This window comes from Frigoribacterium endophyticum, from assembly GCF_011759585.1.
Classification (GTDB): domain Bacteria; phylum Actinomycetota; class Actinomycetes; order Actinomycetales; family Microbacteriaceae; genus Frigoribacterium; species Frigoribacterium endophyticum.
Genome location: NZ_JAAOYV010000002.1, coordinates 972,983 through 991,530, shown reverse-complemented (window position 1 = coordinate 991,530; position 18,548 = coordinate 972,983). Strand labels below are relative to the sequence as shown.

The window sequence follows — 18,548 nt, the reverse complement described above, 5'->3', positions numbered from 1 at the left end:
CCGCCGACCACGACCGCGCCCTCGACTCCGCGCACCGGACGCGTTAGTCTGGTCGGCTGCCCACCGGGCGGCGCGCACCGCCGCACGCCCCTGCGGCCGAGGGCCGACATGACCCCCAGCACCAGCACCCCCGAGCCGACCGGGCCCCGCCCCGGCGGCATCCCCGCCGGCATCCCCGTCGACACCCCCGCGGGCACCGTCGACACCGCCGGCGGCACCGCCGCGGCGACCGTCCGCACCACGCACCCCCACACCGGTGCCGTCGTCGAGCAGGTCGTCGTCCCGGCGAGCATCGACGCGCCCGACGCCGCCGACTTCGTCGAGTCGGTCGAGGTCGAGAACGCCGTCCGGCGCGCCGCCGTCGGCAGCGACGAGCTCTCGTGGAGCCCCGCCGAGCTGCTCACCGGCTACCTCGACACGACGTGGTCCGACCGCCGCCGGTTCGTCCTCCGCGAGAACGGCGTCGTCGTCGCGGTCGGCGACTACGAGACGCGGCGCTCCGGCGACGCCGCCGGCACCGCGTGGCTCGACGTCTGCGTGCTGCCCGAGGTCGGCCGTCGCGGCTTCGGCACCGTGCTCGCCGACCACCTCGAGGCGCTCGCCGCCGCCGAGGGGCGCACCCAGCTGATCGCCTACGTGCGGTCGCGGGGCGACGGCGAGCCCCGGCTGACCCCGCCGACCGGCGCCGGCTCGGTGCCCGCGACGAACGTCGAGGTGCGGTTCCTGCGCGGCCGCGGGTGGCAGCTCGGCCAGGTGATGCGCTGCAGCCGCCTCGCGCTGCCGCCGGACGAGGAGGCGCTGGGCGAGATCCGCGACCGGGCCCGCGCCTCCGCCGGTGACGACTACCGGCTGCACTCGTGGGTCGGGCGCTCGCCCGAGCGCTGGCTCGTCGACCTGGCCCTGCTCGAGACGCGCATGAGCACCGACGCCCCCGCGGGCGGCGTGCCCGAGCCCGAGGACGTCTGGACGGCCGAGCGCTTCCGCGACGAGGAGGAGCTCGCGCTCGCCGGCCCCCGCACCCGCTTCACGGCCGTCGTCGAGCACGTGCCGTCGGGGCACCTGGTCGGCTTCAGCCAGCTGGCGGCCCCGGCCGACCTCGCGTCGCCCGCCTTCCAGCAGGACACCCTGGTGCTGCGCGAGCACCGCGGGCACCGGCTCGGCTGGCTGCTCAAGGTCGCGACCACCGACCTCCTCACCGCCGAGCGCCCGGGGCACCCCGCCGTCATCACCTTCAACGCGGAGGAGAACCGCCCGATGCTCGACGTGAACGAGGCCGTCGGCTTCGTCCCGCTCGAGCACGAGGGAGTCTGGAGCAAGCAGCTGCCGGCCCGGTAGGAGGCGCGGTGCGGGCGGCGCGCACCGCCGCGGGCCCCGGGGAGGCGCGCGGGCGGCGCGCACCGCCGCGGGCCCCGGGGAGGCGCGGTGGGGGCCCTGGGGCCACGCCAGCCGCTCGGTGCCCGCGCTGCCACCTCGGGGAGGCGGCTGTCAAGGCCCGACCCGACCCGCGACTCCGGCCTAGCGTCGCAGGAGCCGGCGGGAGGGGCAGCCTCCCGCCGGCACCTCACCGCCACCGACGTCGAGAGGACCGCCGTGCCCCCCTTCACCCCGCAGCACGCCATCGTCACCGGATCCGACTCGGGCATCGGCCGGGCGACCGCCGTCGCCCTCGCCGTCGCCGGGCTCGACGTCGGCGTCACCTGGCTCGACGACGAGGCCGGGGCCGAGGCCACGGCCGAGGAGGTCCGCTCGCACGGGCGCACCGCCCACGTCGCGCAGCTCGACACGACCGACCTCGAGCGCTGCGGCGACGTGGTCGACGAGCTGGCCGACCGGCTCGGCGGCCTCGACGTCTTCGTGTCCAACGCCGGCACCGGCGCCTCCGAGCTCGTCGTCGACATGTCCCTGGCCGAGTGGCGACGGGTCGTCTCCGCCGACCTCGACGGCGCCTTCGTCTGCCTGCAACGGGCCGCGCGCCGCATGGTCGCCGCGGGCCGGGGCGGCCGCCTGATCGGCGTGACGAGCGTGCACGAGCACCAGCCGCGGGTCGGGTCGGCGGCCTACGACGCCGCCAAGCACGGCCTCGGCGGGCTGCTCAAGACGATGGCCCTCGAGCTCGGTCGGGACGGGATCACGGTCAACGCCGTCGCCCCGGGCGAGATCGCGACGCCGATGACCGGCCAGACCGACGTCGACCCGACGGGGGTCGACCGGCCGGGCATCCCGCTCGGGCGTCCCGGCGACGCGTGGGAGATCGCGTCGGTGATCACCTTCCTGGCGTCACCCGCCGCCGGGTACGTGACGGGCGCCTCCTGGGCCGTCGACGGCGGCATGCTGCAGATGGGCCCGCAGGCGGGGTCGCACCTGCAGGACGACAGCTGGCGGAGCGTGTAGCGGGCGGGGGCCTCAGCCCTCCGCGACGAAGTCCGCGCTGACCTCGGCGTGCACCTCGACGTCGGCGGGCACGAGCGCGAACGCCAGCGAGCCGTCGTCGGCCGAGGACGGGGACGCGGCGCGCGCGAACAGGGCCGGTCCGCCCGCCGCGCCCGCGCCTCCGGCACCCGGGCGCAGCCCCGGCTCCCAGAGCGACCGCAGGGTCGGAGTGCCGAGCCCGAGGGCGTCGGCGTAGTCGACCGCGCGGACGACGGCGTCGGCGACCGCGGCGACCCGCGCCGCGCGGTCGACCTCGGGCCGGCGGTCGTGGCTCAGCGACCACTCGACGCCCTCGACGGCGACCCCCTCGAGGGCGGCGATCCCCGCGACCCAGCGGGCGAGCACGGCGACGTCGGAGAACCGCACGGCGACCGTCGACCGCGAGCGGACCAGCCCGGTGGAGGCGCGGGTGCCGTCCTCCTGCCAGGCACCGGGCACGGGCCCCACGGTGACGTCGTCGGCGCTCCACCAGGTCGCGGCGCCCTGGCGGCGGTGCACGGTGGCCTCGGCGGTCACCCGGTCGTGCAGGGCGACGCTGTCGCGGAGGACCTGCTCGCGGTCGGCGCCCTCCCTCGCCAGCCCGAGGCGCACGGTGCCGCGCTCGGCCCGGTGCCGGTGCGTCGCTGTGCCGGTGACGGAGATCGTGACCACGGGGCGCTCCCGCCTAGCGGACGGCGGGGTCGTCGACGGTGCCGATGCGCCGGCCGGCGTCGACGGCGAGGGTGTCGGCGTCGGAGGTCGTGGTGGCGTCGGGGGCCGTCTCGGGCGCTGCGGCCGCGGGGGCCGTGGGTGCGGGTGCGGGTGCGGCCGCGCGGTCGGGTGCGTCGCGGTCGGTCACCGCGACGTCGCTGTCCCTGTCGCTGTCGAGAGTGTCCGGGTCGAGGCCGGCCAGCGGGTTGGTCACGCGCGAGATGAAGGCGTTGAGGTCGTCGAGCTCCTCCTGGCTGATGCCGTGGGCGAGGCCGGGGTAGACGGTCTCCTCGACGTCGGCGTGGGCGGCGAGCCAGTCGGCGGTGCGCTGCACGGCGTCGAGCGGGATGACCGCGTCGACGTCGCCGCGGCCCCAGAAGACGTCGGGGCGGACCCGCGCGAGCTCGGCGTCACGACGCGACGTGGCCTCCGAGTCGTCGGGCACGACGAAGCCCGCGAGCACGGCCGCCCAGGCGAAGCGCTCGGGGGCGTGGCGCAGCAGCTGCAGCGTCAGCGAACCCCCCTGCGAGAAGCCGAGCAGGGCCACCGACGGGTGCGCGTCGCCGAGCGAGTCGACCCACGCGAGCACCGCTTCCGCGGCCTCGTCGACCGGGCCGGGCTCGGGCGAGCCGGGCAGCGCGAGCGGGTACCAGGAGTGCCCGTCGCCGTGCGGCAGCGGAGCCCGGAGGGAGGCGATCGCCAGGTCACGGGGCAGGTACGGAGCCAGCCCGATCAGGTCGCCCTCGTGCGACCCGACGCCGTGCAGCAGCACGAGCAACGGGCGGCCGGCACGCTCGGCCTCGTCGGTGGACCAGCGGACGAGGGCGGCATCGATGGTGACCATGCGCCGAGCCTAGCCAGCGGGGCGTCACGGGGCGCGCCTCCTCGTGCTCCGCTCGTCGTGCCTCGCCCTGGCTCGCCTCGCCTCGTGGGGTCGCTCCGCACCGTCTCGCCGCGCCCACCTCGGGGCGTGCCCGCCCGGCGCCCGGCGGTCGTCGGCGTGTTCGCCCCTAGCGTTTCGTCGCCCGGGCGCCGCGCGCTGCCTGTAGACATGGGCCATGAGCTCCGTGCAGACCCCCGACCCCAATCCCGGCTGGCTGTCCGAGGAGGAGCTGCACTCGATCCGCCAGCGGCTGCCCATCCTCTACGTCGAGGCCGTGCCGGTGCGGGTCGACGGCATGGGCATCGTCACCGAGGTCGGCGTGCTGCTGCGGGCGTCGCCGGAGGGCGAGATGTCGCGCATGCTCGTGTCGGGCCGCGTGATGTACGGCGAGAGCCTGCGCACCGCGCTGTTCCGCCACCTCGAGAAGGACCTCGGGCCGATGGCGTTCCCGCAGCTGCCGCCGTCGCCGGTGCCGTTCCAGGTCGCCGAGTACTTCCCGCTGCCGGGCTCGTCGGTGTACACCGACGCCCGCCAGCACGCGGTGTCGCTCGCCTACGTCGTGCCGGTGACGGGCACCTGCGAGCCGCGCCAGGACGCGCTCGAGCTCACCTGGCTGACGCCGCACCAGGCGGCGAGCCCCGAGGTCGCCGACGAGATGGAGGGCGGCCGCGGCGCGCTGCTCCGCTCCGCGCTCGCCTCCGTCGGCGCCCTGCACTAGCGCCCGCCGCGCGCCCGGCCCGCGACCCGTCAGGCACCACTTCTTCGCACGGGAACCACGCCGCGGCCTGGTTCGGTGGCGAGAACGTGGTGCCTCGCTCTCCGCTCCGCGCCCGCCCGCCCGCCCGTCCACGGCCGTCGCCCGTCGGTCGCACCACTTCTTCGCACGGGAACCACGCCGCGGCCTGGTTCGGCTGCGAGAACGTGGTGCCCCCGTCGGGGGTGCGACGCGATCGTCGCCGTCCTCCACAGGGGGAGTCGCGGGTCGGGCGTCCACAGACGGCTTCGCCGCCAGTCCTGACCGTGCGCAGTCGGCGACACTCTCGTCGGCATGACTCCTGCTCCTCCGCTCCTGCGGCCCTCGCCCGTCGCCACCCCACCCGAGCCGCTCGTCGGCACGCTCATCCACCGCTCGTCGATCGTCTCCGCGGGCCGTGACGATCGGGCGCTCCGGAGGGCCGCGGAGCGGGGCGAGCTGGTGCGGGTCGCACCGGGCACTTACGTCGCCGCGACGGCGTGGTCCCGTGCGTCGCCCGAGCAGCGGCACGCCGTCGTCGTGCGCGCGACCGTCGCGCGGTCGAGCGCCGACCTCGTCGTGTCGCATCGATCTGCGCTCGCCGTGCACGGGTTCCCCCTGCTCGCGCCCATGCCGTCGCGCACGCACGTCATCCACCGCGCACGTCGGACGACCCAGACGACCTCGCTGGTCGTCCGCCACGGCGCCCCGCTCGCAGACGAGGAGGTCGGCTCGGTCGACGGGCTGCGGGTCGTGAGGCCTCTCCGGGCCGCCACGGACACCGCTCGTCTCGACGACCTCCGCTCCTCCGTGGTCGCGCTCGACCACGGTCTGCGTCAGGGTGCCTTCGACGACGCCGCGCTCCGGGCCGCCGTGGAGGGCGCGCCTCTGGTCGGACGGCGCAGAGCGCTGCTCGCCCTCGACCTGGCAGACGCTTCGTCCGAGTCGCCGGGCGAGTCGCTGAGCCGGGTCGTCATGGTCGAGATCGGGGTTCCTCTCCCGCAACTGCAGAAGGAGTTCTGGGACAGGCGCGGATTCATCGGCCGGGTGGACTTCTGGTGGCCGGGGCTCGGGGTCGTCGGCGAGTTCGACGGGGCGATGAAGTACTTCGAGCTGGCCCGGCGCTCCGGGCGCAGCCTGGATCAGGTCAAGATCGAGGAGAAGAAACGCGAGGACCGCATCCGCGCGTTGCCTGAGGTCTCGGGCTTCGCCCGCTGGGACTGGTCGACCGTCAACGACCCGCGCCAACTGGCGCTCACCCTCGCCGACGCAGGCGTCATGCCCGTCGCCAGTAGGCGGTGATGAACCAGGTCTTCGCACCGGAACCAGGCCGCGGCGTGGTTCGAGGGCGAGAACGTGGTTCGTCATCCGCCGCGCGCGGAGCGGCGACGACGAAGCCCCGCCCTGGGCGCGGCACCCGGGGAGGGTGCGCGCCCGGAGCGGGGCCCGAGGTGATGCGGGTGCGTCAGCGAGACGAGAGTCGAGCTGGTGGCTCAGCGACCGCCGCGCTGGCCGCCGCCGCCGCGCGGCTTGCCGCCGACGAGGCCGCCGACCTTGAGGCCGCCGGGGCGACCGCCGTCGGAGGACGCACGGCGCGAGCCGCCGCCGGCGCCGCCGCCGGAGCGCTGGCCCTGCGAGGCGGCGAAGTCGGCCTGGTCGTTGCGCACCGCGTTGGTGCGGCTCTGGCCGCCGTCGCTCTGCGCACGGCGCCCGGTCTGGCGGGTGCCGCGAGCCTCGTCGCGCGAGTCCTCGCGCACGGGCGTCACGGCGCCGCGGCCCGACTCGGTCGAGTAGAAGGTCGAGGCGCCGCCCCGGGGCGCGGCGTCGCGGCGCGAGCCGCCGTCGCGCGAGCCCTGGCCGGAGCCCTGACGCGAGCCGCCGGAGCGACCCGCACCGGCACCGCCGCGACCGGCCTCGGAGCCGCGACCCGCGCCTCCGGACCGTCCGCCGCCGGCACCGGCACCGGCCGCCGCGGGGCGACCCGAGCGGTCGGCGCGGGCGATCGGGTTGCCCTGGCTGTCCTGACGGGCGGCACGCTTGCGCTGGGCGTTGGCGCCCTGCGAGCGACCGCCGCCACCGCCGCCCTGCTGCTGCACGGCGGCACGGGGGGCCGGCTTCACGTACGCGGCGACCTCGCCGACGAGCGCGGCGACCTCGGGCGACGACGGGGTGACCGACGTGATGGTGGGGCGGATGTCGGCCTTCTTCATCAGCTGGGCGACGTCGCGCTTCTGGCTGGGGATGACGAGGGTGACGACGTCGCCCTCGGCACCGGCGCGGGCGGTGCGGCCCGAGCGGTGCAGGTACGCCTTGTGCTCGGTCGGCGGGTCGACGTGGATCACGAGCTCGATGTCGTCGACGTGCACGCCGCGGGCGGCGACGTCGGTGGCGACGAGCACGCGGGCCGAGCCGTCCTGGAAGGCGGCGAGGTTGCGGTCGCGCTGCGGCTGCGAGAGGTTGCCGTGCAGGTCGACGGCGGGGATGCCCGAGTCGGTGAGCTGCTTGGCGAGCTTCTTCGCGTGGTGCTTAGTGCGCATGAAGAGGATGCGGCGGCCCTTGCCCGAGGCGAGCTTCTCGACGAGCGCCTTCTTGGTGTCGAGCGACTCGGTCTCGAAGACGTGGTGGGTCATCTTGGCGACGGGCGAGTTCGCCTCGTCGACCGAGTGCAGCACCTCGTTGTGGAGGAACTGCTTGACCAGCTTGTCGACGCCGTTGTCGAGGGTCGCGCTGAAGAGCAGTCGCTGGCCGTCGTTCGGGGTGGCCTTCATGATGCGGGTGACGCCGGGCAGGAAGCCCAGGTCGGCCATGTGGTCGGCCTCGTCGAGCACGGTGACCTCGACGGCGTCGAGCTTGATGAAGCCCTGCTTCATGAGGTCCTCGAGGCGGCCGGGGCACGCGATGACGATGTCGACGCCGGCCTTGAGGGCCTGCACCTGGCGGTTCTGCGAGACGCCGCCGAAGATCGTGGTGGTGCGCATGCCGTAGGCCGCGGCGAGCGGGGCCAGCACGGCGTCGATCTGGGTGGCGAGCTCGCGGGTCGGGGCGAGCACGAGGCCCAGGGGGCGACCGGCGCGACGGGCGCCGCCGGCCAGCGCGCCGCCGAGGCGCGCGGCCATCGGGATGGAGAAGGCGAGGGTCTTGCCCGAGCCGGTCTTGCCGCGGCCGAGCACGTCACGGCCGCCGAGGGTGTCGGGCAGCGTGTCGATCTGGATCGGGAAGGCGTTCTCCTTGCCGTCCTTCGCGAGGGCGGCGACGATCGGGGCCGGGACGCCGAGCGAGGCGAAGGAGGCGGTGGGGGCGTCGGCGACGTCGGTGACGGGGAGCGTGGTGGACATGCGTGCCTTTCAGGGGCAGGGTGTCGAGCCGGGCCGGGCTGCGGACGGCCGCGACGTCTGCGCAGGGCGCGGACGGCAGGGCGGTGCAGAGCCGGAGAGCGGCTGTCGTAGCCGGGCTCGAGGTGTGGCGACGGTGCAGGTGTGCACGATCGTTTCGCCGCAGAGTGAGCTTCGCGCGCCTGCTGGGTGCCTGGGTGTGTGCCAGGTCGGGAGGCGGGGAGGGGCGTGCTACGACGCAGGGGACCGAACGGATCGATCCACAAGTGGTCCCAGTCTAGCGGCTGAGGCCGCCGAGCGCGACAGGCGTCGGGCGATCACCTCGACCCCGGCTCGGGACGGCGGGCCCACCGCGCCGACGTCAGTGCGCCCCGTGGTACCTCTCGCCCACCGGGATCTCCACGGCCACGCGGTTGCCCGGCTGCGCGAGCGGGCAGGCCCAGGCCGGGTCGTACGCGCAGCTCGGGTTGTAGGCGAAGTTGAAGTCGAGCACGATCGAGCCGGGCTCGGAGCCCGGGCCGAGGTCGGCGCCCTTGACGGTGTCGACGAGGTAGCGGCCTCCGCCGTAGGTGCCGCCGGGCTTCCCGGCCAGGGCGTCGCCGACGGGCACGAAGAGGCCGCCGCCGTACGAGCGCAGGCGCCAGACGTCGAGGCTGCCGACCCCGGGCACGTCGACCAGGCCCACGCGGTCGAAGGGCACGTCGCCGTCGGTGCCGGTCGTCACGGTCATGCGGTGCGGCTCGGCGGGCGTGATCGGCACCTCGAACCGCCAGGCCGGGTCGTACGGCGCGGTCGGCAGGCCGGTGAAGACGGGGCGGTCCTCCGGCAGGAGCGGCGTGACGGGGTTCGTCGCGAAGAGCTCGTCACGGGTGCGCCGCCACAGGTCGTGGGCCGCCGCCAGGTCGGTCGCCTCGCGCACCTGCCGGTAGAGCCCGTGGATGGTCCGCCGCCAGGCCGCGAGGTCGAGCCCCGAGTCGACGGTGGAGACGGGGGAGGCGGTGGGGGTCGAGGAGTCGCGGGTCGGGTCGGTCACCGGCTCGACGCTAGACCCGGGCCCTCCTCGTCGACCGGGAACGTGCCTCCCACCGTCCGTGGCAAGCTCGACACCGGGGGGACGACCGGCGTGCCTCCCGCACAGGGGGAACCATGAGCACAGTCCGCACCGTCACCAGCACCGCCCTCGTCGCGGCCGCCCTCGCCCTGGGGGTCGTCGGCTGCAGCGCCTCGGCCTCCGTGTCGCCCACGGTGTCGGCGGACGCCTTCGCCACGGCGGTCGCCGACGCCCTCGAGCAGGAGGTCGGCACGCGTCCCGACGTCGACTGCGGCGACGAGGCGGTGCCCGTGGTCGACGGCGACGAGGTGCACTGCGACGTCAACACTCCCGGCTACGACGTGCTCTACGACTCGGTCTCGACCATCTCGACCGAGGGGCAGGACGACGGCGAGTACACGGTGTCGGTCGTCGTGGACGACGAGCCGAAGGGCTGACGCTCGGCCCGGACGGCACCCGCGCGGCGCTGAGCGCGCCGGGCGCGCGCCCGGCGCTCAGCCCGCGTGGCGCGGGTGCGCGTCCGGCGTGCGCCAGGTCGGCGCCAGCTGCTTCATGCGCAGCGCCCGCCACTGCCAGACGGCCCACAGCCCGGGCCAGAGCAGCACGCCGACCGGACCGGCGTGGAAGACGAGGCGGTCGCGCAGCAGCGTCTCGCCGTCGCCGATCGGGGAGACGGCCATGCGGTGGTCGATGCGCATCGAGGCGAACTGGCCCGAGGTGCCGCGCCCGGTGTCGCGCTGGATCCAGGCCCCGTCACGCTCCTGCCAGTCGAGGTCGACGTGCGTGTGCCCCAGCGAGGCCAGGCCGAGGATGCGCGCGGAGACCGGGTGCGCCTCCTCGTCCCAGCGGTGCGGGAACCCGCCCGGCTCCTCCGAGCGGTAGACGACGAGGGGCTTCGTCACCGCGACCATGACGGCGGGGTCGCGCAGCGCGTCGGCGGCGGCGTCGACGGGGCAGGCGAGGCGGATCTTGAGCTGCACGTGCATGGGTCGAGTGTGCACCCCCGGTGCTGGGCAGGCCCCGCCCCGCGACCGCAGCCGCTCCGCCCCCGTCGCCCCGCCCCGCCCCCCGTCGCCCCACAGCCGCCCGCGTAACGCGCCGCAACACCCGCGACCCGCGCCCGCCCCCGACGTAGCCTCGACGGGTGAGCGAGCCCCAGCAGCAGAAGTACCAGGTCCGGTTCGACCACGGCGTCCCGGGCGCGGCCCGCGTCGTGGCGGGCGCCCACGTCGTGGTCGTCGTCGACGTGCTCGACGGGCACGGCCTCCTCGCGCGCGCCGAGGTGCTCGACCGGGTGGCGGACCTCGTCGACGACGGGGCCGACCTGCTGTCGGTGACCGCCGCCTCCGCCGCCGACGACGTCGCCCGGCACGTGCTCGACCGGCAGTCCCGCCGGGGCGACCGCGCGGTCGTGGCCGTGGTGGCGGCCGGGTCGGTCGACGACGACGGGTTCCGCCCCGCCGGGGAGGACCAGCTGGCCGCCGGGGCCGTCGTCGACGCGCTCGCCGCGGCCGGGGTCGACTTCTCGTCGCCCGAGGCCGCGCTCGTCTGCGCGGCGGCCGTCTCGCTGCGGCGCGCGTCCGCCCACCTGCTCAGCGCCTCCGTCTCCGCGGCCGAGTTGGCCGGCGCCGGCCGGGCCGACGCCGTCGCGGCCGCCCGGGCCCCTGAGCAGCCGCTGCGCGTCGTCGGGGAAGAGCGCGCGCGGGCGTAGCGTTCACCTCGACGGGCCGGGCCGAGCCGGCCGGGCCCGGACGGACCCCAGAGGAGGAACGATGAAGGCAGTGCTGAGCGACGGCACCGTGGTGGCCGAGGCCCCGAAGAGCGACCTGATCTCGATCGAGGGCAACTGGTACTTCCCGCCCGCGAGCGTGGACGCCGGGCTGCTCACCGAGAGCCCGACGCAGTACCACTGCCCGTGGAAGGGCGACACCCAGTACTTCAGCGTGAAGTCGGGCGACACCCTGCTGCAGGACCGCGCGTGGAGCTACCCGACCCCGATCCCCACGTCGTTCGAGCGCGTGGGCCAGGACTACTCGGGCTACGTCGCGTTCTGGAAGGACGTGCAGGTCGTCGAGTAGACGATCTGACCGGTGCGGCGGGTCGCCGTCCTCCCCGGCGGGTCAGCGATGGCCCGCGCGGGAGGACGGCGACCCGCCGCACTGCCGTGTCCCGGCAGCGTCAGCCCGCGGCGAGACGGGCCCGGTGCGCCCGCACCTTGGCCCGGTTGCCGCAGCGCTGCATCGAGCACCACCGCCGGCTGCGCCCCCGTGACTCGTCGCGGTAGACGAGGCCGCACTCGGGGTTCGAGCAGCGCCGGAGGCGCGAGTCGTCACCGCCGCCGAACCCGACCTCGTCGAGGAGGCGGACGGCGTCGCGCGCGACGGAGGCCAGGGCCTGACCCAGCCGCAGCCGCCCCGCACCCGCCTGGCGTCGGCCCCCCGCGAGGGTCGGCGGCACGTCGGGGGTTGCCGCGAACAGGTTGAGGGTGTCGACGTCGTCGGGGTCGGGCGACGTCGCGTCCGTCGCGGCGACGGCGAGGCGGGCGACGGCGTCGCGCAGGGCGCGGGCGTCGGCCAGCTCGCGGTCGGAGGCGGCGGCCCCCACGCCGGGCCAGCGCTCGGCGACCCAGTCGTCGAGGTCGGCGGTGAGCAGCAGGCCGTCCCACGGCACCGACCCGTCGGCCGGCAGCGCGAAGCCCGACTCGGGGCCGAGCCGCGAGCCGGCCCGGAACCCGCCGAGGTACGCGAAGTCGAGGCTGAGCGCCCCCGAGTCGAAGAACCACGGGGTGCCCGTGTCGGAACGCAGCCACTGACCAGTCACCTGACCACCCTAGGCGGTGTCGCCGCCGCGGCTCAGACCTCGCGCTTCGTCCAGGTGATCACGTGAGCGGGGTCGTAGCTCCGGGCGCACCGGCCGCAGGTCAGCACCTTGGTCGGCCGGCGGTAGCGGTGGTGCTCGTGGCCCGCGGGGCAGACCCCCACCCACGGCGCCAGCTCGGTGGCGACGGCACCGTCGTGCAGCCGGCCGCCGACGTAGCCCAGCTCGGCGGCGGTGGCCCGCCAGCGGGGACCGTGGCCTGCCCGCGCCCCGGCGATCGCGTGGGCGACCTCGTGCAGCAGCACCTGGTGGATCTCGTCGTCCTCGTACCGGCCGGCGAGGTGCCGCGACACCGAGATCCGCTTCGCCGTGTAGTTGCAGAGCCCCGCGCGGGTCTTGGCCGCGTCGAAGGCGAAGCTCCACACCGCGGGGTCGAGGTGCAGGGCGATGAGCGCGTCGGCCCAGCGCCGCACCCGGTCGAGGTCGGCCACGGGAGGGTCAGGAGGCGCGGGTCAGCGGCGAGGGAACGGCCACGTCGTCGGCTGGTCGTCACGGGGCAGCCCGTCGACCACGCCGGTCACGCCGGTGGTGCCACGACGCGGCTCGTCGTCGCGCGAGCCGTCGGCCCGTGCGTCGCCGCGCCCGTCGCCGCGGGCGGCGCGCTCGGCCCGCTCGGTGCGCTCACGGTGCGCCGAGGCGTTGGCGGCGAGGCCGGAGATCTTGCTCCACAGGCCGGCGTCGGCGCGCGGCGGCAGCTCCGGCTGGGGGTCGCCCGCCGGTGCGGGCTGGCTGGGGCGCCACGAGCCGGCCGGGGCCGAGCCCGGGGCGACAGCCGCGGGTCGCTCGTCGGGGACGGGCGCCGTGGTCGGCACCAGGGCGTCGGAGGGGCGGGAGAGGTCGACGGGGTTGGTGTCGCCGGGGCGCGCGTCGACATCCGACACAGGGCCGGCCGCGGGAGCCGGCGCGGCGGCCGCGGACGCGGCCGGGACGTCGGCGGGTGCGGGGGCGCTGACCGGCTCGATCGGCCCGGTGCCCGAGAGGTACGCCCGGAGCACGCCCTCGACCGCGCGGCGGAGGGCCTCGACGCGGTCGCGCGGGGCGCCGGTGGCCTCGAAGGCGACGACGGCCTGCTGCAGGGCCTCCTGCGCCTCGTCGTGACGGCCCAGGTCGAAGAGCGTGTAGCCCTCGAGCTCGGCGGCGGCGGTCTCGAGGTCGCGCCACTCTTCCGTCGAGGCGGTGATGCGGCTGGTGTGCAGGTCGTTCAGGGCCCGCTCGAGCTTGCCCTGCTCGCGGAGGACGTGGGCGCGGCGGATGCGCGCGGCGGTCGAGTCGGCGCGGTCGCCGGTGAAGTGGGCGAGGCGGAAGGCCTCCTCCGCGATCGCGAGGGCCTCGTCGAGGCGGCCCAGCGTCCGCAGCAGGTCGGCGCGCTCGCCGAGGGCGGAGGTGCTGCGGCTCTGCCCGAGGGCGGCGAGCCGGGCCTCGGCGGCGCCGACGTCGACGGCCGTGCGCAGGCTGACCGGGTCGAAGCCGGAGGCGGAGCTGTCGGGGCGCGCGCGGCCCTCCGAGGCGCTGCCGGGGCGGGCGCTGCCGGAGGCTGATCCGAGGGAGGGGTCGTGCTGGCTCATCGAGTACGAGGGTAACCGCCGGTGTGCGGAACTGGCCGTCCGCCGCGCACGCGACACGCGACTCCGTCCGAGACCGCGCGGCCGCCCGCGTCAGCCCAGGGTCGAGAGCGGCACGCTGACGATCCGGTCGTCGCCGGCGCGCAGGTCGCCGCGGCCGTCGGTGTTGTTCGTCACGAGCCAGAGCGTGCCGTCGGGCCCCGGCAGCACGTCGCGCACGCGCCCGAGCGAGTCGTCGCCGGCGAAGCGCTCGGTCGCGGTGGCCACCCCCGCCTCGGGCACCTGGATCTCGAACAGGCGCTCGCCGCCGAGCCCGGCGAGGAAGAGGGTCGAGCCTACGGCGGTCAGGCCGCTCGGGCTCGCGTCGTCGGTGCCCCACTGCAGCACGGGCGCGAGCGTGTCGGACGACGGGGCCGTGCCCTCCACGTCGGGCCAGCCGTAGTCGCCGCCGGGGCTGACGGCGTTGAGCTCGTCCCAGCGGTCCTGCCCGAACTCGGCGGCCCACATCGAGCCCCAGCCGTCCCAGGCGATGCCCTGCGGGTTGCGGTGGCCGAGCGTGTAGACGGGCGACCCGGGCATCGGGTTGTCGGTGGGCACGTCGCCGGTGGGCGACAGGCGCAGGATCTTGCCCGCGAGCGAGTCGGGGTCGCGCGCCTCGTCGCCCCGGTTCGCGTCACCCGTCGTGACGTAGAGCATGCCGTCGGGGCCGAAGGCCAGGCGGCCGCCGTCGTGGTTGGACGCCTTCGGCACGCCCGTGAGCACCTCCTCGACCGGGCCGAGCCCGTAGGAGCCCGCCGTGCCGGTGATCGGGGCCCGCAGCACGCGGTTGTCGGAGTCGGTGGTCGCGTAGGCGTAGAGGTACGACGGCGAGCCCGCGAGCACGGCGAGCCCGAGCAGGCCGCCCTCGCCCTGGTGCACGACCCCGTCGATCTCGGCGACGTCGCGCACGTCGCCGTCGGCGGTCAGCTCGACCACGCGGCCGGTGTCGCGCAGGCTGACGAACGACGAGCCGCTGTCGAGCCGGACGACCGACCAGGGGGAGTCGAGGCCCGTGACGACGTCGGTGGGCTCGGCGCCCGGCGCGACGCGCACCGCGCCGGTGGCCGCGGCACGGGCGGCCGGCGCGGGCCCGCGGTCGGTGGTGACGGGGGCCGAGGCGCTGCCGGAGGCCGAGCGGGAGGCGTCGGCCGAGCCCGCCCCGGAGTCGCCGCCCGTGCAGGCGGCCAGGCCCGCGGCGACGACGATCGCCAGCCCCGCGGCGCCGAGCGCGAGGCGTCGGGGCCGGGGGCGCCTCGTCGTCGTGCTCCGCGCCTCCATCGCTCCATCAGACACGACGGAGGCGACACGTGGGGCGCATCGTTGCACGACCGTGACGAGCGAGGGATCGTCGCCTCCGCCCGCGGACAGGCCGCGGACGGGCCGCGCACGGGCGGCGGCGGGGTCAGCGCGCGGCGAGCTCCGCGCGCAGCGGCCAGTCCTGGCCCTCGAGGATGAGCTGGGTGCCCGATCCCGTGCGGCCGTTGACGACGACCGGGGCGAGCAGGTTGACGGTCATGCCCGTCTCGGCCGGCGTCGCGACGACGAGCAGCAGGGCCTCGTCGGCCGAGCGGAGGTCGAGCGCGGACGTCTGCTCGTCGGTCAGCACCGGCGAGTAGTCGGGCAGGTGCACGGCGGCGTCGAGCACGAAGAGGCGCACGGAGGCGTCGATCTCGCGGGTCGCGGGGTCGACGGCGCGGAGGGCGTGCAGCCCGACGGCCCCGTCGATGTCGTCGAGCACGAAGTCGACGGCCGGCTCGAGGCCGAAGGGAGGCGCGGTGAAGGTCACCGTCGTCGTCACGGCGCTCATCGGAGGAAGTCCATCAGCGACGTCTGCAGCACCTTGGCCGTGACCGCGAGGGCCGCCTGGTACGAGTTGTCCTGGAGCTTGAGGTCGAGCACGGCCCGCCCCAGGTCGAGGTCCTCGAGGCCGGAGCGCTGGGCCTCCAGCGTGACGGAGGTGTCCATGAGTGTGTCCTGCGCTCTCAGCAGCTGGGAATGGCGGGCGCCGATGTCCGACTGGACGCCGCGCAGCGCGCTGACGCGGGTGTCGATGGCGGTGAGGTGGCCGGCGATGCCGGTGGTGCCGGCCCGGAGGTCGGTGGCGATGCGGTCGAGGAGGGCGAAGACCGAGTCGTCGCCGGAGCCGAACGCGGCGGCGCCGTCGGCGTCGACCCGGACGGTGGTCTCGGGGCCGACGCGGCGGGTGACCGCGGCGCCCGCGACGCCGGTGAAGGTCGCGTCGGGCCGGAAGGCGACGCCCGCGTCGGAGGTGCCGGCGAAGACGCTGCGGCCGGCGTAGCTGGCGTTGGCGTCGGCGAGCAGGTCGGCACGGAGGCCGCTGATCTCGGTCGCGATGGCGTTCCGGGCGTCCTGGGAGAGCGCCCCTTCGTTGGCGCCCTGCACGGTCAGCTGCCGCACCTTGGCGAGCACGGAGTCGGCGGCGGTGAGGGCGCTGTCGGCGGTGTTCAGCCAGCCGGAGCCGTCGTCGACGTTGCGGCTGTGCTGGGCGGCGGCCGACTGGAGGGCCTTGACGCGCAGCGCCTCGGCGGTGCCGGTCGGGTCGTCGGAGGGCACGGAGATGGCCTTCAGGCTCGACGCCCTGTCCTGCATCTGGGCGAGGCGGGTGGCCCCGGCCTGCAGGTGCTCCTGCGACCGCAGCGCGGTCATCTGGTTCGTCACACGGGTCAGCATCGCCCCTACCTCCCGACCCGGCCCATGCCGTTGATCAGCGTGTCGAGCATCTCGTCGATGGCGGTCATCACTCGTGCGGCTCCCTGGTAGGCGTGCTGGTAGCTGAGCAGGTTCACGTTCTCCTCGTCGAGGCTGACGCCGGCGCCGCTGAGCTGGCGCGACTTCGCCGACGTCGCGGCGAGGTCGGTCAGCGTCGACTGCGCCGACTCGGTCTGCGACGCGGCGCCGACGCCGGCGACGATCGTCGACCAGGTGCGGTCGGGCGAGCCGGTGCCCACGCCGACCTGCGAGACCGCCTGGGCGATCGAGCCGTCGAGCGCGCCGCCGGTGGCCGAGCGCGAGGCGATGGTCGCGGCGCTGGTCGGCAGCACGGTGAGGCCGCGCGCCGCGGAGACGCCCGCGGTCTGGCCGAAGAAGGCGCCGCCGGGCGAGCCGTCGGCCGTGACGCCCGTGGCGTGCACGGCGTTGACCTGGGTCGCGAGCTGGCTGGCGAGGGCGTCGTACGACGCCGCGGCCTGGGCGATGGCCCCGCCGCGGCCGTCGCTGGCGGCCGGGGCGAGCAGCGAGACGGCGCCGGCGAGGCTGCCGCCGTCGAGGGCGATCGCGTCGCCGGGGCGGTGGCTCCACGCGAGGCCCACGGACGCCGCACCGCCGGCGGCGGCCGTCGTCATCGAGTGCTCCCCGGTGACGACGATGCTGCGGGCGGTCGTGCCGCTGACGAGTGCGTTGCCGCCGACGAGCACGTCCACCGTGCCGTCGCCCGCGTCGCGGACGGTGCCGCCGGCGAGCGACGCGATCTTCTCGGTGAGGCGCGAGCGGGCGTCGATCATCTCGTTCGCGCTGACGCCCTGCTGGGTGGCGGTGCGGATGCGGTCGTTGAGGTCGGCGACCTGCGTCGCGGCGCTGTTGATCTGCCCGGCGAGCGAGTCGGCCTGGCCGCGCACGGCGCTCCACTGGTCGTCGACGGCCTTCCAGCCGCTGGCGAGGCTGCCGGCCAGGGTGGTCGCCTGCCCGAGCAGCACGGCCGCGGGGCCGGTCTCGCCGGGGTGGTTGCCGAGGTCGCTCCAGGCGTTCCAGAACTGGCCCAGCTGGGCGGCGATCCCGGTCCCGCTGGGCTCCCCGAGCGACTCCTCGAGGGTCGACAGGGCGGAGGCGCGCACCGACTGGTAGCCGGCGGCGGCGGCGGTGCCGCGCACCTGGCCGTCGACCACCTGGTCGCCGAGGCGGGCGATCGCGTCGACCGAGACGCCCTGGCCGGCGACGACGCCGGAGCTGTAGAGCCCCACGCGGGCCGGCGCCTCCACCGACGACTGCCCCACGCGCTGGCGGGTGTAGCCCTCGGTGTTGACGTTGGCGATGTTCTGGCCGGTGACGTCGAGCCCGGTGCGGGCGGCGACGAGGCCGGTGTAGGCGGTGCTGAGCCCGCCGAAGGTGCTGGCCACGGTCACAGCCTCCCGTCGAAGAGGTGCCCGCCGGAGGCGGTGGTCGCGCCGGCCGGTCCGCCGCGGCGACCGGGGGCGCCGGCCCCCACGGAGCCGCTCGCGTCGTAGATGCTGCCGGCGGCGGCGTCGGCCGCCGTGGCGAGGGTCTCCTGCGTGGCCCGGGCGGCGGCACGGAGGAAGCGCTCGTTCTCGTCCCGCAGCTGCGCGATGCGCGCGGTGAGGTCGGTCATGGAGCGGAGGTGGGCCGTGAAGATCTCGCCCCAGGGGCCTGCGGGAGCCGCGGCGATGATGTCGCGCAGGGGCGCCTCCTCGTCGGTGCCCCACTCCTGGGCGACGCTCGAGACCTCGACGCTGCGGGCGAGCCCCGCCTCGCGGAGGCGGTCGAGCACCTGCTCGACCTCGCGCGTGGCGTGGTCGACCCAGCGGGTCCGGCCCGCGGTGAGCAGCAGCTGCTCCTCCTCGAGCTTGAAGGTGAGCAGCTCGAGGAGCTCGCGCTCTCGCCAGAGCAGAGCGGACAGCTCGTTCGCTCCCATGTCGGTCTCCTGTGGTCGGGTGTGGTCGAGGAGCGGTGACGTCCTCTTCAGCGGGGACTATCGGCCCGCCCCGGTGGCGCGTTAGGCGCGGGGCCGGACGATGTCGTGCGGTCGGCCCTACAGGGTCGGCGGGGGTCGGCGGAAGGGGCGTTCCACCCCAGCTCGGGGGGCACCTCCGGCGAGGCCCCCCCCGGAGACGTGACAGGCGCGCCCCCGCTCTGGGGACAGCGCGGCCCCCACCCGCCCACCGCGCGTCGATAGCGTTGCTGGTGCACGGCGGGCCAC

The 18,548-nt window shown here is 76.0% G+C and carries 20 protein-coding genes; 7 read left to right on the top strand and 13 right to left on the bottom strand.

Annotation, left to right across the window (positions count from 1 at the left end; genetic code table 11):
- Positions 1 to 108 precede the first annotated feature (108 nt).
- Complete coding sequence (locus FHR77_RS11965) at positions 109 to 1,335, top strand: GNAT family N-acetyltransferase (RefSeq protein ID WP_167260490.1); 1,227 nt, start codon at positions 109 to 111, stop codon at positions 1,333 to 1,335.
- A 255-nt stretch (positions 1,336 to 1,590) separates the two neighbouring features.
- Complete coding sequence (locus FHR77_RS11960) at positions 1,591 to 2,391, top strand: SDR family oxidoreductase (RefSeq protein ID WP_167260488.1); 801 nt, start codon at positions 1,591 to 1,593, stop codon at positions 2,389 to 2,391.
- A gap of 12 nt (positions 2,392 to 2,403) precedes the next feature.
- Here FHR77_RS11960 and FHR77_RS11955 read toward each other — a convergent pair whose 3' ends face one another.
- Both FHR77_RS11955 and FHR77_RS11950 read right to left on the bottom strand, forming a co-directional pair.
- On the bottom strand, positions 2,404 to 3,081 hold the full coding sequence (locus tag FHR77_RS11955) for an SIMPL domain-containing protein (protein WP_167260486.1): 678 nt from the start codon (positions 3,079 to 3,081) through the stop codon (positions 2,404 to 2,406).
- Positions 3,082 to 3,094: 13 nt separating this feature from the next.
- The gene (locus FHR77_RS11950; RefSeq protein WP_208380813.1) at positions 3,095 to 3,964 is read right to left on the bottom strand and encodes an alpha/beta hydrolase; all 870 of its coding nucleotides are present in this window, start codon (positions 3,962 to 3,964) and stop codon (positions 3,095 to 3,097) included.
- A 214-nt stretch (positions 3,965 to 4,178) separates the two neighbouring features.
- Between FHR77_RS11950 and FHR77_RS11945 the strand changes: the two genes are divergently transcribed.
- Entirely contained in the window at positions 4,179 to 4,721 is a 543-nt protein-coding gene (locus tag FHR77_RS11945) for an NUDIX hydrolase family protein (protein WP_056057579.1), read from the top strand.
- Positions 4,722 to 5,051: 330 nt separating this feature from the next.
- The gene (locus FHR77_RS11940) at positions 5,052 to 6,038 is read left to right on the top strand and encodes a type IV toxin-antitoxin system AbiEi family antitoxin domain-containing protein (protein ID WP_167260484.1); all 987 of its coding nucleotides are present in this window, start codon (positions 5,052 to 5,054) and stop codon (positions 6,036 to 6,038) included.
- A gap of 191 nt (positions 6,039 to 6,229) precedes the next feature.
- On the opposite strand, the gene FHR77_RS11935 is transcribed toward FHR77_RS11940, so the two are convergent.
- Both FHR77_RS11935 and FHR77_RS11930 read right to left on the bottom strand, forming a co-directional pair.
- A complete protein-coding gene (locus FHR77_RS11935) occupies positions 6,230 to 8,071 on the bottom strand; it encodes a DEAD/DEAH box helicase (protein ID WP_167260482.1) in 1,842 nt (613 codons plus the stop codon).
- Between the two features lie 358 nt (positions 8,072 to 8,429).
- On the bottom strand, positions 8,430 to 9,101 hold the full coding sequence (locus tag FHR77_RS11930; RefSeq protein WP_167260480.1) for a DUF1684 domain-containing protein: 672 nt from the start codon (positions 9,099 to 9,101) through the stop codon (positions 8,430 to 8,432).
- Between the two features lie 113 nt (positions 9,102 to 9,214).
- Here FHR77_RS11930 and FHR77_RS11925 point away from each other — a divergent pair, with 113 nt between their 5' ends.
- Complete coding sequence (locus FHR77_RS11925; protein ID WP_056057570.1) at positions 9,215 to 9,556, top strand: DUF4333 domain-containing protein; 342 nt, start codon at positions 9,215 to 9,217, stop codon at positions 9,554 to 9,556.
- Positions 9,557 to 9,613: 57 nt separating this feature from the next.
- Here the strand turns inward: FHR77_RS11925 and FHR77_RS11920 are convergent, their stop codons facing one another.
- Positions 9,614 to 10,105 (bottom strand): hypothetical protein, encoded by a 492-nt coding sequence (locus tag FHR77_RS11920; RefSeq protein WP_167260478.1) that lies wholly within the window; start codon positions 10,103 to 10,105, stop codon positions 9,614 to 9,616.
- Between the two features lie 158 nt (positions 10,106 to 10,263).
- Between FHR77_RS11920 and FHR77_RS11915 the strand changes: the two genes are divergently transcribed.
- Together FHR77_RS11915 and FHR77_RS11910 are read left to right on the top strand one after the other, a co-directional pair.
- Positions 10,264 to 10,830 (top strand): hypothetical protein, encoded by a 567-nt coding sequence (locus FHR77_RS11915; RefSeq protein WP_167260476.1) that lies wholly within the window; start codon positions 10,264 to 10,266, stop codon positions 10,828 to 10,830.
- Positions 10,831 to 10,891: 61 nt separating this feature from the next.
- On the top strand, positions 10,892 to 11,197 hold the full coding sequence (locus FHR77_RS11910) for a DUF427 domain-containing protein (protein WP_167260474.1): 306 nt from the start codon (positions 10,892 to 10,894) through the stop codon (positions 11,195 to 11,197).
- 100 nt (positions 11,198 to 11,297) lie between these two features.
- Here the strand turns inward: FHR77_RS11910 and FHR77_RS11905 are convergent, their stop codons facing one another.
- The 8 genes from FHR77_RS11905 to FHR77_RS11870 form a co-directional block, all read right to left on the bottom strand.
- Positions 11,298 to 11,939: a CGNR zinc finger domain-containing protein gene (locus tag FHR77_RS11905; protein ID WP_307803197.1), complete on the bottom strand. Its 642-nt coding sequence runs from the start codon at positions 11,937 to 11,939 to the stop codon at positions 11,298 to 11,300.
- A gap of 32 nt (positions 11,940 to 11,971) precedes the next feature.
- Positions 11,972 to 12,427, bottom strand: a complete 456-nt coding sequence (locus FHR77_RS11900) for a SprT-like domain-containing protein (protein ID WP_056057556.1) — start codon at positions 12,425 to 12,427, stop codon at positions 11,972 to 11,974.
- A gap of 21 nt (positions 12,428 to 12,448) precedes the next feature.
- Positions 12,449 to 13,561, bottom strand: coding sequence for a tetratricopeptide repeat protein (locus tag FHR77_RS11895; RefSeq protein WP_167260472.1), 1,113 nt, complete (start codon positions 13,559 to 13,561; stop codon positions 12,449 to 12,451).
- A gap of 90 nt (positions 13,562 to 13,651) precedes the next feature.
- Positions 13,652 to 14,875, bottom strand: a complete 1,224-nt coding sequence (locus FHR77_RS11890) for a PQQ-dependent sugar dehydrogenase (RefSeq protein ID WP_167260470.1) — start codon at positions 14,873 to 14,875, stop codon at positions 13,652 to 13,654.
- A gap of 124 nt (positions 14,876 to 14,999) precedes the next feature.
- Entirely contained in the window at positions 15,000 to 15,404 is a 405-nt protein-coding gene (gene fliW, locus FHR77_RS11885; RefSeq protein WP_167260468.1) for a flagellar assembly protein FliW, read from the bottom strand.
- Positions 15,401 to 16,288: a flagellin N-terminal helical domain-containing protein gene (locus FHR77_RS11880; RefSeq protein ID WP_056057544.1), complete on the bottom strand. Its 888-nt coding sequence runs from the start codon at positions 16,286 to 16,288 to the stop codon at positions 15,401 to 15,403. The genes fliW and FHR77_RS11880 overlap by 4 nt, the downstream gene beginning before the upstream one ends.
- Before the next feature lie 5 nt (positions 16,289 to 16,293).
- Positions 16,294 to 17,730 (bottom strand): flagellar hook-associated protein FlgK, encoded by a 1,437-nt coding sequence (gene flgK / locus FHR77_RS11875; RefSeq protein WP_167260466.1) that lies wholly within the window; start codon positions 17,728 to 17,730, stop codon positions 16,294 to 16,296.
- A 2-nt stretch (positions 17,731 to 17,732) separates the two neighbouring features.
- Positions 17,733 to 18,263, bottom strand: coding sequence for a flagellar protein FlgN (locus FHR77_RS11870; protein ID WP_167260464.1), 531 nt, complete (start codon positions 18,261 to 18,263; stop codon positions 17,733 to 17,735).
- Between the last annotated feature and the right edge of the window lie 285 nt (positions 18,264 to 18,548).